Origin of the sequence: Cryobacterium algoricola (assembly GCF_004402485.1) — a bacterium.
GTDB classification, from domain to species: domain Bacteria; phylum Actinomycetota; class Actinomycetes; order Actinomycetales; family Microbacteriaceae; genus Cryobacterium; species Cryobacterium algoricola.
The window spans coordinates 43532-58119 of sequence record NZ_SOFG01000012.1 but is presented as its reverse complement, the minus strand read 5'-3'; the positions used below and the strand labels follow the sequence as shown (position 1 = coordinate 58119).

Here is a 14588-nt window from a genome sequence, read left to right as displayed (position 1 = left end):
CCTATATGATGAATTTATCAAATAGATTGTGGACAGTGCGGAATGTGCGGAATGTGCGGCAGGTGCGGCGCGGTCGGCGTGACGGGGTGCCGGAGGCTCAGGCCTCGTCGTCGATCTCTCCGGCGGCGCGGTTCGACGGGCCGCGCTCCCGGGTGACCCGGTCGAGCAACGGGGTGATCCGGTAGGGGATCAGCTCGCCCATGGCGAGCGAGGTCTCCGTGCGGTCGACGCCCTCGCAGGCGAGGATCGTGCCGTCGATGCGGAACAGGTCGTCGGCATCCGTGCACACCACGAGGACGAGCAGGTCAGTCGACCCGCTCATGCCGTGCGCCTGCACGATCTCGGGGATCTGGGTGAGTTCGGCCACGATCTGACTGAGTCTCTTCTGCTGGAGGTGCACCTGGATGAACGCCGTCAGCGGGTGGCCGAGGGCGATCGGGTTGATCCGGCGATCGAAGGCCAGGAAGGCGTTGGACTCCTCGAGGCGCGCCATCCGCGCCTGCACGGTATTCCTGGACAAGCCCAGCCGCTGGGCGAGAGCGACGAAGGTGCTGCGCGGCTCCACGCAGAGGGCGCGGAGGAGTTGAAGGTCGACCCTGTCCAGACTGTGCATAACGCATGAGATTAGCATGCGAGAGGCGCGCAGAATAGGGCACAGTGATGAGTATTTCGCCCCTCGATGGTGCATCGGTGAAGAACGCGTCGGGAGGGGTTCCCGACGTACCGCCGTGTTTCCCGACGGCATTCGCAGCGCTCATTCCCTTGACCGGCGGCGGGGGCCGGAGCAGAGTGAGGTGCATGAGCGCCACCGGTTCGATCCAGAGTCCCGCGCAGACCGGGCCCGTGCTCGCGGGCGGCCCGTTCGTGCACCTCGATGGAGCGCTGCACGCGAGTTACCGCACGAGTGATTTCGCCTCGGCAGTGCGCTTCCTCGACCGTGTCGCCGAGGCAGCGGATGCCGCGGGGCACCACCCCGACGTCGAGCTCGGCTACGGGACTGTGTCGTTCAGGCTCCGCTCGCACGACCTCGGCGGCGTGACGGAACGCGACCTCCGGCTCGCCCTGCAGATCCAGATGCTCGCGAACGAGCTCGGTGCGGACGGCGTGGCGGTGACGCCCGCCCGGTACGACGTCGCCATCGACTGCACGGACGCCGACGTGATCCGTCCGTTCTGGCGGGTCGGCCTCGGGTACGTCGAGTCGCCTGCTGACGGCGACATCGACCTCGTCGACCCGAGGGGACACGGTCCCCGGGTCTGGTTCCAGCACATGGACATCGCCAGGACCGACCGGAATCGTATCCATCTCGACGTCTACGTGCCCGGCGACGATGCCGAGGAGCGGGTGCGCGCCATCGTCGAGGCCGGTGGCACGCTGCTCACCGACGAGCACGCCCCCGAGTGGTGGGTGCTCGCCGACGTCGAGGGCAACGAGCTCTGCGTCTGCACCTCGAGTTATTGAACCCGGGAGTTACTGAACCCGGGAGTTACTGAATCCGGGAGCTGCTGAACCCGGGAGCTGCTGAACCCGGGGTCAGGCGGCGGCGGAGGCGAGCGTCTTCTCGATCGCGCCGACGAGCTCTGCGGACTCGGGTTCGACGGTCGAGGCGAAGCGGTCCACGATCTCGCCCTCCGAGTTCACGAGGAACTTCTCGAAGTTCCACTTGACCAGGCCGGGCAGCAGGCCGGTCTTGAACTTGGTGAGCTGGGCGTAGAGCGGATGCTGGTGCTTGCCCCGGACATCCACCTTCTCGGTCATCGGGAAGGTGACACCGTAGTTGAGCTGGCAGAACGCCTCGATATCGGCGGACTCTCCGGGCTCCTGGCCCATGAACTGGTTGCACGGCAGGCCGAGGACGACGAGGCCGTCGTCCTTGAACCGGTCGTAGAGGGCCTCGAGGCCGGCGTACTGGGGCGTGAAGCCGCACTTGGACGCGACATTGACCACGAGAACGGTCTTGCCGCGGTAGTCGGCGAAGGTCGTCTCCGTGCCGTCGATGAGGGTGAGCGGGGCGTCGTACAGGGGGGAAGATGAGGGCATAATCGCAGGCTATTGGTGAAGTCTCCGAGACGGCTGAGGACGGCCTGGGACAGGCCTCGGGGGCGCAGGGGGAGCGGGCGGCGCGCATGCGGTAGAATTGTGCGTTGACAGCGCGATTCAACGGCCATCCACAGCTGCGCTTTCACGCTCTGCCGTTCCAATACCCGGATGGCTTTCCACGGCTTCGCCTAAGGCGAATGAGGCTCACGGCCTCGCGACCTGATGCGCGCATCACCTTCTGATTTGCATTACCCCGTCACCACGGCTGCCGGATAGACCCGGCGCCGGCTATGAGACCGGCTGCCCTGTGCGCGGTTTCGCCAAGAAATGAGTTATTTAATTGACTAAGCACGAACTCGACCTGAACAGCCCGCCGTCCCTCGTCAAGCGGGGACTGCGCATCGTCCCCCTCGGCGGCCTCGGCGAGATCGGTCGCAACATGACCGTCTTCGAACACAAGGGCAAGCTGCTCATTGTCGACTGCGGGGTGCTGTTCCCCGAGGAGACCCAGCCCGGCGTCAACGTGATCCTGCCCGACTTCTCCTACATCCGTGGGCGGATTCAGGACGTCGTCGCCGTCGTCCTGACCCACGGCCACGAGGACCACATCGGCGGCGTGCCGTACCTCCTGCGTGAGCGTGCGGACATTCCCGTCGTCGGCAGCGAGCTGACCCTCGCCTTCGTGAGCGCCAAGCTCGAAGAACACCGGATCACCCCCAAGCTCCAGCAGGTCAAGGAAGGTCAGCGTCGCAGCTTCGGTCCGTTCGACCTCGAATTCCTCGCGGTCAACCACTCGATCCCCGACGGACTCGCCGTCGCCATCCGCACCGAGGCCGGCCTCGTGCTCGCGACCGGCGACTTCAAGATGGACCAGTTCCCGCTCGACAACCGCCTTACCGACCTCCCCGGCTTCGCCCGTCTCGGTGAAGAGGGCGTCGACCTCTTCATGACGGACTCGACCAACGCCGAGGTTCCCGGCTTCACGATGACCGAGGAAGACATCCGCCCGGCCATCGACTCCGTGTTCCGCACCGCGCCGCGCCGCATCATCGTGTCGAGCTTCGCGAGCCACGTGCACCGCATCCAGCAGGTCATCGACGCGTCGGCCAGGCACAACCGCAAGGTCGCCTTCGTCGGCCGCTCGATGGTGCGCAACATGGCCATCGCGGAGAAGCTCGGCTTCCTGCACGTGCCCAAGGGCCTCGTCGTCGACGTCAAGGCGCTCGAACGGATGAAGGACAGCCAGGTCACGCTGATCTGCACCGGGTCGCAGGGCGAGCCGATGGCGGCCCTCTCCCGCATGGCGAACCGCGAACACACGATCAAGATCGGCGAGGGCGACACCGTCCTGCTCGCGAGCTCGCTCATCCCCGGCAACGAGAACTCGATCTACCGGGTCATCAACGGCCTCACCCGCTGGGGTGCCAACGTCGTGCACAAGGGCAACGCCAAGGTGCACGTCTCCGGCCACGCGAGCGCCGGAGAACTCGTCTACTGCTACAACCTCGTCAAGCCGAAGAACGTCATGCCGATCCACGGTGAATGGCGCCACCTCAAGGCGAACGCCGACCTGGCCATCCGCACCGGCGTTCCCGAAGCCCAGGTGCTCGTCGTCGAGGACGGCGTGGTCGTCGACCTCGTCGACGGCGTCGCCAAGATCGTCGGCCGCGTGCCGGCCGAGATCGTCCTCGTCGACGGCATGACCGTCGGCGGTGTCGCCTCGGAGGAAGCCCTCGCCGACCGCGTGCAGCTCTCCAACGACGGGGCCGTCACCATCCTCGGCATCCTCGACACCCGCACCGGAGCGCTCGTCGAACCGGTCGAGTTCATCGCCCGCGGCTTCGTGCAGGACAACGCCTGGATCCAGGGCGCGACGAAGTCCATCGACGACGCCCTGCGCGCCGCCAACAAGGTCAAGATCGTCGACGGGCCGGAGCTCGAAGAGCTCTTCACCCAGAGCGTCACCCGCTGGATGCAGCGCAAGTACCGCCGCATCCCGGTGATCACCTCGGTCGTCGTCGACGCCTAGCAACCACTCGAAGGCGGATGCCGGTCGACCCGCGGGTCCACCGGCATCCGCCTTCTTCGTACCACTCGTTCAGAAACGGAAGCCATAGTCGTACCATGACAACTTCACCGTCCAGCAGGAAAAAGGGCCGTCGACTGCGTCGTCGTTCCATCGTCCTGATCGCGATGGGTGTCATCGTCGCCGTGATCGCAACCGTGGTGACCGTCATCGTCGTGAACCTGCCGGACGACCTCGAAATCGGCCGGCTGTCGCAGAAGAGCAACCTGTACGCGACCACGAGCGACGGCTCGTCCCACCTGCTCGCGTCGTTCTACGACCAGAACCGGGTCGAGGTGGCGTTCGACGCGATCAGCCCGTTCGTGAAGGACGCCGCGACATCCGGAGAAGACCCCGGGTTCTACGAACACGGGGGCGTCGACATCTGGGGCACCGTGACCGGCATCGTCGCGACCGTGTTCACCGGCACCACCAGGGGCGGTTCCTCGATCACCCAGCAGTACGTGAAGAACGTGCTCGTGCAGAAGTGCGAAGCGCTCACCGGCGAGACGGAACGCGCGGACTGCTACAACACGGCAACGGAGGCGAGCCCCGACCGGAAGCTCAAGGAGATGAGCCTCGCGATCGGCCTCGAGAAGAAGTACTCCAAGGACGAGATCCTGCGCCAGTACCTGAACATCACGGGCTTCGGCGGCTCCGTCTACGGCATCGAGGCCGCCGCGAGCTACTACTTCAACACGTCGGCGGCCAATGTCACGTTGCCGCAGGCCGCAAGCCTCATCGCGATAGTGAACAACCCGGTCAAATTCCAGCTCGACAAGCCGGACAGTCCCACCAACGGAGCGGCCAACGGCTACGCCGACAACAAAGTCCGGCGCGACTACATCCTCGACGCCATGCTCGAGCACGGCAAAATCAGCCAGGCGGACCACGACGCCGCGATCGACACGCCGATCGAACCGACCATCACCGAACCGAGCACGGGGTGCCAGACCGCGGGCGGCAGCGCATACTTCTGCGACCTCGTCGTGCACACGCTCCGCACCGATCCCGCCTTCGGGAAGGACGCGGAGACCCGGCTGGCCAATTTCCGCCTCGGCGGCTACCAGGTCCACACGACGCTCGACCTGGACCTGCAGGACGCGGCAGAGGTCACGATGAAGGAGAACGTGCCGGACACCTTCCCCGGGTGGGACCTCGGCGGGGTCATCACGAGTGTGCAGGTCGGAACCGGGCGCGTGCTCGACATGACCCAGAACAAGGACTACAGCCAGGACCCGGACGTGCAGGCGACCGGAGCCAACTACAGCGGCATCAACTACAACACCGACCTCGACCAGGGCGGCTCCAACGGCTTCCAGACCGGGTCGACGTACAAGGTCTTCACCCTCGCCGAGTGGCTCAACGCGGGGCATTCCCTCGCCGACTCCGTGAGTTCCCGGCCCCGGTCGAACTGGGGCACCTTCGAGGACAGCTGCAACGGCCCGCAGAACTACGGAACGGCGTTCAACCCGAAGAACGACTCCTCGTCCGAGGACGGTTCGTACAGCTCCGCGCTGCAGTCGACCATCCAATCCATCAACACGGGCTTCATCGGCATGGCCAAGGAACTCGACCTCTGCGCCATTCGCAAGACGGCCGAAGCCTTCGGCGTGCACCGCGCCGACGGAAATGCGCTCGAGCAGGGTGCGGCATCCGTTCTCGGAACCAACGAGATCGCGCCGCTCACCATGGCGGCCGCGTATGCCGGGATCGCCAACAACGGCGTGACCTGCACGCCGATCGTGATCGACAAGATCATCGGTCCGGACGGCGCGGAGATTCCCGCGCCGGCGTCGAACTGCACGCAGTCGGTCAGCACGGACGTCGCAGCGGCGATGAGCTACGCGATGCAGCGGGTCCTGACGAGCGGCACGGCGGCGGCCTCCTATCGCGCCACCACTCCGCGGGTGCCGATGATCGGCAAGACCGGCACCACCGACGACAACAAGGACACCTGGATGAGCGGGGCGAGCACGAAGGTCGCCACCGTCGTCGGGGTCGTCAACGTGTCCGGCGACGGTAAGGACCAGCGGATGACCTACTTCGACAGCGGCCAGGCCGCGACCGCCCGGCACCGGATGTGGCCGGACGTCATGAGCGTCGCCAACAAGAAATACGGCGGAGACAGCTTCGCGGTGCCGCCCCGGAGCATGACCCGCTGATCCGTGCCGTGTATCAGTGATCCGACTGTGTGCTAGAACGAGAGAGTCGGCTCATCACACAGGAGATGCCGGGGACAGTCGTTTGACGTGGCCGTTCGGGCACTCCGGAAAGAATACGGAAATGACGTCTCACCAGATCGGCTATTTCGTCGGAAGCCTGTCCTCAGGATCCATCAATCGCACGCTCTCCCGGGCCCTGATCCGGCTCGCCCCGGAGAACCTGCACTTCACGGAGATCCCCATCCGGGATCTTCCGCTCTACAGCCAGGACTTCGACGCCGACTATCCGCCGCAGGGGCGAGCGCTCAAGGCCGCGATCGAAGGCTCCGACGGCATCCTGATCGTGTCGCCGGAATACAACCGGTCGATTCCGGGTGCCCTGAAGAACGCCATCGACTGGGGTTCGCGGCCCTGGGGGACCAACTCCTTCGCGCGGAAGCCCACAGGAATCATCGGCGCCTCCACGGGCAACATCGGCACTGCCGTCATGCAGTCGAACATGCGCAGCGTCCTGAGCTTTCTCGATGCACCCCAGTTGAACTCTCCGGAGGCGTACATCAAGTTCGATCCGACGGTTTTCACCGGTGACGGCGAGATCACCGACGCGGGCACGAGGGACTTCCTCCGGCACTACATGGATGAGTTCGGCGCGTTCGTCCAGCGGGTTCTGGACGCCACGGCGCCGGGCCACATCGGCGACGAACACCCCAGCTCGAAAAAGTGACCCGGTAGCGGTCGACCCGCGGCGTCAGCCCGCGGGTGCCCGCCCCGGGGCGCCGGATGCAGGCCAGGAAGTTCTCCACAGAAACTCTGTTTGACCGGGTTGTCCACAGGTGATTTGTGGGCGTGCGGATGCCGGTGGACTGTCGGTGGTGGTCCGTAGAGTGCCCCCATGACAGTTGAAGAACCCTCAGAATCTCACCTGGACAGCACGGCGGAACCACCGCCAGGGACCCCTTCCGGGACCCCTGCCAATATCCCTCCCGACGTCCCGCCCGACGTCCCGCCCGACGTCCCGCCCGACATCCCTACTGTCGTCTCGCCCGACACTTACCTGAACGCCCAGCACTTCAATCTGGTGGAGCCGTCCCTCGCCGAAGTGTATGACGCGATCAAGGAGGCGGACCGGGAAATGAACCGGGCCGCCGCTCGCCGGGCTGATGCGATCTACGCCGCGCAGCGGGTGCTCATTGACGTCGGCCGGGCCCGAGCCGAGGCCGCCGTGCAGGCCGGCGGGCGGCGCCCGCCGTGGTCGCCGGAGGAGGCCACGAAGGAGGAGTTCACGTGCGAGGTCGGCGCCCTGCTCCGGCTGCCGCGGCGCACGACGGAGACCCTGATCGAGGCCAGCCGCACCCTCGCCGAGGAACTCCCCGCAACCCGCGAAGCCCTTGCAACCGGGGCGATCAGTTACCGGCACGCGCAGGTGATCATGGACCAGGCCTGGGGCATCACCGTCGACGGCGACCCGGTTGCGGCCGCCCGGGCCCGCGCCGTGTTCGAAGACGTCCTCGTGCCCGACGCGGAGTTCCTCACCGTGGCGAAGCTCGCCGACCGGGCCCGCAGGGTCCGGGAACGCACCCACCCGGAAACCATCACCGCCCGGCACCAGAAAAGCGTCGAGGACCGACACGTAGTCTTCCAGGCCCTCAACGACAGCATGGCATCCCTCTATGTGACCGGCGACGCCGAAAAGATCCAGGCCGCCTACCACCGCACCCTCGACACCGCCCTCACCCTGCAACGCCCGGACGAAGAACGCACGCTCACCCAGCTCGCCGCGGACGTACTCACCGACGTCCTGATCGGCGGGGTCACCCCGGACGGGACCGGTGCCGGGGTGGCCGCGCAGGTGAATGTGACCGTCCCCGTGCTGACTCTCCTCGGGAAGAGTGAGGAACCGGGCTATCTGGCCGGGTACGGGCCGATCGACCCCGACACCGCGAGGCGGCTCGCGGCGGGGGCGCCGAGTTTCACCCGGCTGCTCACCCACCCCGAGACCGGGGTCGTGCTCTCGATGGGCCGCGACACCTACAAGGTCCCGGCCGCTTTGAAGAGGTGGCTGGAGGTGCGGGATGAAACCTGCACCTTCCCCGGCTGCCGCCGCTCCGCCAAACGCTCCGACGTGGACCACAGCGTCGAATGGCAACACGGCGGCCAGACCGACGCGATGAATCTCGCCCACCTCTGCCCGTATCACCACGCGGTCAAGAGCTACACGAGATGGACACCACGACACCTCGGCGACGGCCGTATCGAGTGGACCTCCCCGGCCGGGTACCGCTACATCGTCGAACCCTCAGCCGACATGAGACCACCCAAACATCCCAAACCCGCACCCAGACCCCCGGCCCCCGTCGTCGACGTCTGGAACCTCGACCCCGAACCCAACGACCCCGATAACCAGTCTCCCTTCTAAGCGTCACGAGGAAGAGAGCGTCTCGTCGAACGTCGATGGGGTCGGGCCCAAACAAGCTGCTTGTGACCAGTGCCCGTGCGGACGACGCTTCTTGTGGTTCGCACTGCGTTTGGGCTGCGGTGCTTTCGGAGGGCTAGGCGGCGGGTGTCGGCTCCAGGGCGCCGGCCGTGAGGTCCTCGAGCATCAGCTCGGGGTGGTCGCGAACCGTGTTGCGGAGCCGCCACGGTGTGCTGAAGAGGGCGAGAAGGGTGCCGTCGGATCGCATCAGTACCTCGACCTGCCGGTCGTGGCCGAGGATCTCGGCGCTCTCCCGGTTGGTGCGACGTGCGATCTGGTACGGGAGTGCCTCGGAACGGATCGCGGCGCCGAAGTCGTGCGTCATGCGCTCCTCGACGACCTCGAACTGCATCGGGCCGACGGCGCCGAGCACCGGGGCCTGGTCGCCGCGCAGGTCGCTCCGGAGCACCTGGATGACGCCCTCGTGGTCGAGCTGGTCGATGCCGCGCCGGAACTGCTTGTGCTTGCTGCTGTCTGCGGAACGCACGGCACGGAAGTGCTCGGGTGCGAACATCGGCAGCGGCGGGAACTCGACGGGTTCACTCTCGAAAATGGAGTCGCCGACGCGGAGTGCCGAAGCGTTGACGAGCCCGACAATATCGCCGGGCCAGGCCTCGTCGGCCACTTCCCGTTCGCGACCGAAGAGGTGCTGGGCGTACTTGGTTGCGAAGGGCCGGCCGGTCGCGGCATGGGTGACGATCATTCCGCGGCGGAACTGGCCGGAGCAGACCCGCACGAACGCGACGTAGTCCCGGTGCGAGGCGTTCATGCCCGACTGCACTTTGAACACGAAGCCGGAGAACGGCGAGGCGACCGGGCGGTGCCCGCCGGCCGCGTCGACACGGGCTTCCGCCGCCGGGGCGAAGTCCACGAGGGTGTCGAGGATGTGCTGCACGCCGAAGTTGAGCACGGCGGCGGCGAACAGCACCGGCGTGGTCTGGTTGGCGAGGAACCTGGCCTCGTCGTGATCCTGGTCCTCCTCGCCGAGAAGCTCGGATTCCTCGGTCGCAGTGACCCAGGCCTCGCCTTCCTCGGCGGCCGCCACATCGAACGGAACCCGGTCGCTGTCGGCGGCGGTCGCGCCGCCCGCCGTGCGGGTGAAGCGGATGAACTCCTCGGTGGAACGGTCGATGACCCCGCGGAAGTCCCCGGCGATACCGACCGGCCAGGTCAGCGGCGTCGGGAGCAGTCCGGTGCGAGTGCGGATCTCGTCCATCAGGGCGAGAGCGTCGAGCCCGGGCCGGTCCCACTTGTTGATCACGGTGATCACGGGCAGGTTGCGCTGCCGGCACACGTCGAAGAGCTTCATGGTCTGCACCTCGAGGCCCTTGCTCGCGTCGACGAGCATCACGGCGGCGTCGACGGCGGACAGGACCCGGTAGGTGTCTTCGGAGAAGTCGGCGTGCCCGGGGGTGTCGACGAGGTTGATCACGCTGTCGCGATACTCGAACTGGATCGCGGCGCTCGTCACCGAGATGCCGCGGGCCTGCTCCATCGCCATCCAGTCACTCACTGTGCCGCGGCGGCCCGCCTTGCCGTGGGTCGCGCCCGCGGTCGTGATGGCGTGGGCGTGCAGGAGAAGCGCCTCGGTGAGAGTCGACTTTCCCGCGTCGGGGTGGCTGATCACCGCGAAGGTGCGGCGCCTGCGCGCCTCGGCCACCAGTGCGGTCGTCGGTGCACCTGTCGTCGGCACGCCGGTGGTGGGCTGCGTCATGGATCCTTCTTTCGCGGCTGATTCGTTCGGGCTCACGCCTGCCTCAGAAGGCCGCAACCGGAATCGTTCCCGTACAACTCTATCCGGCGTGGCGCGGCGAGCTCGCGGGGAATACCCAGCATCCGTTTTGATAACGGTTCGGGCGTGTCCTTTCCGTCTGCCGTTTCGCGGGTTACTCTCAGCTTTGGGGCAACACCCAGCAGGTAGCAGGTAGCAGTAGGGAGTGACGGATGACCCAGTCAGGCATTCAGGATTCCGAGCGCACCCAACACCTGGCCTCTGCCCACGTCACCGGTCGCCCGCTCCAGGGGCCGCCGCCGATCTCCGTGTCGATCCCGGTCCAGCCGGACGGGCGCCTCCCGCTCGTCGGCGCCCGGCGCACCATCGCAGACACCGACCTCTCCGTGCACCCGGTCGCCCTCGGCTCGAGCGTCTTCGGCTGGACGGCGGACGGCGAGACGAGCCACCGCATCCTCGACCGGCACCACGCGCTCGGCGGCAACTTCCTCGACACCGCGGACAGCTACACCTCGGGGCGGAGCGAAGTGATCATCGGGTCCTGGCTGCGCTCCCGCAAGGCACGCGACAGCACCGTCATCGCCACCAAGATCGGCAAGAACCGGGACAATCCCGGGTTGTCCTCCCGGAGCATCATCGGCGCCGTCCAGGCGTCCCTCGACCGGCTGGGCACCGACTACATCGACCTGCTGCACTTCCACTTCGACGATCCGACCGTGCCGCTCGAGGAGAGCCTCGGCGCCGTCGACGTGCTGATGCGCAGCGGCCAGGTGCGGTACCTTGCCGCGTCGAACTTCTCTGGGGAGCGCCTGATGGAGGCGCGCATCCTTGCCGCGAACGGCCTGCCGCGCTTCGTCGCCCTGCAGACCGAGTACAGCCTGTTGCAGCGCGCCGGCTTCGAGTCCTCGCTGTCCCTCGTCACCCGGGCCCAGGGCCTCGCGGTGCTGCCATACTTCTCCCTCGCGCACGGCTTCCTGGCCGGCCGGTACCGTTCCAAGGCCGACCTGCACAGCACGACGAGGGATGCCCGCGCCGCGAAGCACCTCGGCAGGCCGGGGCTGCGGGTCCTCGGCGTGGTCGACCGGATCGCCGCAGAGCACGACACCGGGGCCGCATCGATCGCGCTCGCCTGGCTCCTCGCCCAGGCCGGGGTGGCGGCGCCCGTCGCAGGGGCGAGCCAGCCGGACCAGGTCGATTCCCTCATCGCGGCGGCCGGAATCCGGCTGACGCGCGGCGACATGGTCGACCTCGAACGGGTGTCCCGGCTCGCTGCCGCCCGCTGACGCCGGCGCCGCCCACCGTTCGGATCCGGTTCCGCGGGGCACCCCGATCCCGTCGGTGCCGTGACGTAGGGTGGTGGTGTCATGAACAGCGCCGTTGAATTTCCTCTCACTCTCGCCGAGTTGTCCTTCCGGGCCGCCGGCGAATCCGTGGTGCGCCGCACGGTCCTCCCGAGCGGTGTCCGCATCCTCAGTGAGCACGTCCCCGGCAGCCGGAGCCTCACGATCGGCTACTGGGTCGCGGTCGGTTCCCGCGACGAAAAGCCCGGGCACTTCGGCTCCACCCATTTCCTCGAGCACCTGCTCTTCAAGGGCACGGCCACGCGCAGCGCCCTCGACATCGCGATCGCCTTCGATTCCGTCGGCGGTGAGCACAACGCGATGACCGCGAAGGAATACACCTGCTACTACGCCAAGGTGCGCGACCGTGACCTGCCGATGGCCGTCGAGGTCCTCACCGACATGCTCACCTCATCCACGATCGACCCCGTCGAATTCGAGACCGAACGCGGCGTCATCCTCGAGGAACTCGCGATGGCCGACGATGATCCGGCGGATGTCGCGAACGAACGCTTCTTCGAGGCCGTAATGGGCAAGCATCCACTCGGACGCCCGATCGGCGGCAACCCCGACACGATCAAGGCGGCCACGCCGGAGGCCGTGCTCGCGCACTACCGGGCCAACTACCGCCCGCAAGACCTCGTCGTCACCGTCGCGGGCGCCGTCGACCACGACGTACTCGTCGCCGATGTGACCCGGGCGCTCTACGCCGCAGGCTGGGACCTGGGCGAACACGCCGCCCCGGTCGGACGACGCAACGGGCACCCCGCCGAGATCCACCAGGGCAACGCGGTCACGGTCGTGCGCCGCCCCCTCGAGCAGGCGAACCTGCTGCTCGGGTTCCCCGGGCTCCTCGCGACCGACGAGCGCCGCGTCACAATGAGCGTGCTGACCTCCATCTTCGGCGGCGGCATGTCGTCAAGGCTCTTCCAGGAGGTGCGCGAGAAGCGCGGGCTCGCGTATTCCGTCTATTCCTTCGCCCCCGGCTACTCCGACGCGGGCCTCTTCGGCATGTACGCCGGCTGCACCCCGGCGAAGGCCGGCCAGGTCGCCGAACTGCTCCTGAGCGAACTGCACCGGCTCGCCGAGCATGGCGTCACCGCTGACGAGATGAAACGTGCCTCCGGACAGCTCTCCGGGGCCTCCTCGCTGGCCCTCGAAGACTCGGACACCCGGATGTCCCGGCTCGGCCGCGCCGAGATCACCCTCGGTGAGTTCGTCGACCTCGACGAGGCGCTGCGCCGCCTCGCCCTGGTCACCGCGGACGACGTGCAGGCCCTCGCCGTTGAACTCGCGGGCGGCCCACTCTCCATCGCCGCCGTCGGTGCGCTCGACGACGACGTCTTCGCGGGAATCGTGCCTGCCTCTTCCCGGCCCTGACCCCACGGGCCGCCTGGCCCTGTACCGCCCGGCCGTCCGGCCGAACGCCCCGAACCGAAAGAGATCCCGTTGCCCCACTACATCTACCTGGTTCGCCACGGCGAGCAACAGGATGCCGAACACGGCCTGCCCGACGGGCCGCTCTCGGCGCGCGGCAAACGGCAGGCGCAGCTGATCGCGGAACGCCTCGGGGGCGTACCGTTCACCGATGCCTGGCATTCGCCCCTGCAGCGCGCGGCCGAGACCGCGGAGATCATCGCGGGGCGGCTGCCCTCGCTCACCCCGGTCCCCTCCCCGCTGCTGTTCGACTGCATCCCGACCGGGATGGCGCCGGAGACGCCCGCCGCATACGCCCCATTCTTCGGGGCGGTCACCGAGGAGGAGATCGAGGCCGGCCGCGCCCAGATGGACGACGCCGTCGCCGAGTTCCTGCAGCCCCGCAGGGGCGAACGCCACGAACTGCTGATCACGCACAACTTCGTCATCGGTTGGTTCGTGCGAGCGGTGCTGGGGGCCCCGGACTGGCGCTGGATCAGCATCAACCAGGCCAACTGCGGCCTCACCGTGATGCTGCAGAAGCCGGGTCGCCCCTGGACGCTCGTCACCCATAACGACACCGGGCACCTGCCGGTCGAGATGCGCACCGGACTGCCGGACCCGCTGCTGTACTAGCGAGCGAGAACGCGCACGAGCGTAGGTAGCCCGGCACGAGCATTCGTGAACTCGCACGTGCGTGCGTTACCGCCACGAGCGAAGGTGGCCCGGCATTAGTCGCGAGCGAGGCTCTTCCGGTACCAGTTGGTCGCGTTCGGGTTGTCGTTGTACGGCGGGCAGTCCTCGAAGCCCGCGCTCCGGTAGAGCGCACCGGCGGCCCGCAGGCTCGCGTTCGTGTCGAGCACGAGCTCGACGGCCCCGAACGCTCGCGCCCGCCGCTCGAGTTCGGCGAGCAGCGCCCGGCCCCAGCCCCTCCCGCGGGTTCCCGGCTGCAACCAGAGGTGCTTGACCTCGTAGCGGGCGCCTTCGACGGTGCCCCCGATCCGACGGATGCCGCCGCACCCGACCCAGGCCTGCTCCGGGGTGCCGCTCGGCTCACCGACGAGCAGGAAGACACCGTGCGGCGGCAGGAAGTCCCCGGCCACCGGGAAGGTCGTGCGGTAGGCACCCTGCTCGACGGGAAAGCTCGACTGCCGATCGCTGAAGTAGGCCGTCAGGAGGGCGAGGGAACCGGCATCCGTCACGGAGACCTCGCGGAAGACGGGACCGGGTGCTGTCGGGGACTCTGGCATGACACAAGGCTACGTCGGGGAGGTCTCCGCGCCCAGTTTCCGCCGCGTCGCGCGGGGCCGGGATTCCGGACTGCCGGAATGTCGGACTGCCGGTCTGCCGGACGGCC

At 67.6% G+C, this 14588-nt stretch carries 12 protein-coding genes; 8 read left to right on the top strand and 4 right to left on the bottom strand.

The features are described 5' to 3' along the window. Positions 1–97: 97 nt before the first annotated feature. Entirely contained in the window at positions 98–613 is a 516-nt protein-coding gene (locus E3O44_RS11710; RefSeq protein WP_134534957.1) for an Lrp/AsnC family transcriptional regulator, read from the bottom strand. Positions 614–798: 185 nt separating this feature from the next. Here E3O44_RS11710 and E3O44_RS11705 point away from each other — a divergent pair, with 185 nt between their 5' ends. After that, a complete protein-coding gene (locus E3O44_RS11705) occupies positions 799–1461 on the top strand; it encodes a VOC family protein (protein WP_134534956.1) in 663 nt (220 codons plus the stop codon). A 72-nt stretch (positions 1462–1533) separates the two neighbouring features. On the opposite strand, the gene E3O44_RS11700 is transcribed toward E3O44_RS11705, so the two are convergent. After that, positions 1534–2040 (bottom strand): glutathione peroxidase, encoded by a 507-nt coding sequence (locus E3O44_RS11700; RefSeq protein ID WP_134534955.1) that lies wholly within the window; start codon positions 2038–2040, stop codon positions 1534–1536. Between the two features lie 439 nt (positions 2041–2479). Here E3O44_RS11700 and E3O44_RS11695 point away from each other — a divergent pair, with 439 nt between their 5' ends. From E3O44_RS11695 to E3O44_RS11680, 4 genes are all read left to right on the top strand, one after another. Further along, a complete protein-coding gene (locus E3O44_RS11695) occupies positions 2480–4069 on the top strand; it encodes a ribonuclease J (protein ID WP_134535000.1) in 1590 nt (529 codons plus the stop codon). Positions 4070–4164: 95 nt separating this feature from the next. After that, positions 4165–6270 carry a transglycosylase domain-containing protein gene (locus E3O44_RS11690; protein ID WP_166792636.1) on the top strand — a complete coding sequence of 702 codons (2106 nt, stop codon included), beginning with the start codon at positions 4165–4167 and terminating at the stop codon, positions 6268–6270. Positions 6271–6391: 121 nt separating this feature from the next. Next, positions 6392–6994 (top strand): NADPH-dependent FMN reductase, encoded by a 603-nt coding sequence (locus tag E3O44_RS11685; RefSeq protein ID WP_134534953.1) that lies wholly within the window; start codon positions 6392–6394, stop codon positions 6992–6994. Positions 6995–7162: 168 nt separating this feature from the next. Beyond that, positions 7163–8686: an HNH endonuclease signature motif containing protein gene (locus tag E3O44_RS11680; RefSeq protein WP_166792635.1), complete on the top strand. Its 1524-nt coding sequence runs from the start codon at positions 7163–7165 to the stop codon at positions 8684–8686. A gap of 133 nt (positions 8687–8819) precedes the next feature. Here E3O44_RS11680 and E3O44_RS11675 read toward each other — a convergent pair whose 3' ends face one another. Beyond that, on the bottom strand, positions 8820–10457 hold the full coding sequence (locus E3O44_RS11675; protein ID WP_134534951.1) for a peptide chain release factor 3: 1638 nt from the start codon (positions 10455–10457) through the stop codon (positions 8820–8822). 230 nt (positions 10458–10687) lie between these two features. Here E3O44_RS11675 and E3O44_RS11670 point away from each other — a divergent pair, with 230 nt between their 5' ends. From E3O44_RS11670 to E3O44_RS11660, 3 genes are all read left to right on the top strand, one after another. Further along, positions 10688–11758, top strand: coding sequence for an aldo/keto reductase (locus tag E3O44_RS11670; protein ID WP_134534950.1), 1071 nt, complete (start codon positions 10688–10690; stop codon positions 11756–11758). Positions 11759–11839: 81 nt separating this feature from the next. Further along, on the top strand, positions 11840–13195 hold the full coding sequence (locus E3O44_RS11665; RefSeq protein WP_134534949.1) for a M16 family metallopeptidase: 1356 nt from the start codon (positions 11840–11842) through the stop codon (positions 13193–13195). A 69-nt stretch (positions 13196–13264) separates the two neighbouring features. After that, entirely contained in the window at positions 13265–13867 is a 603-nt protein-coding gene (locus E3O44_RS11660; RefSeq protein ID WP_134534948.1) for a histidine phosphatase family protein, read from the top strand. 95 nt (positions 13868–13962) lie between these two features. Here the strand turns inward: E3O44_RS11660 and E3O44_RS11655 are convergent, their stop codons facing one another. Then, positions 13963–14481 (bottom strand): GNAT family N-acetyltransferase, encoded by a 519-nt coding sequence (locus tag E3O44_RS11655; protein WP_134534947.1) that lies wholly within the window; start codon positions 14479–14481, stop codon positions 13963–13965. Between the last annotated feature and the right edge of the window lie 107 nt (positions 14482–14588).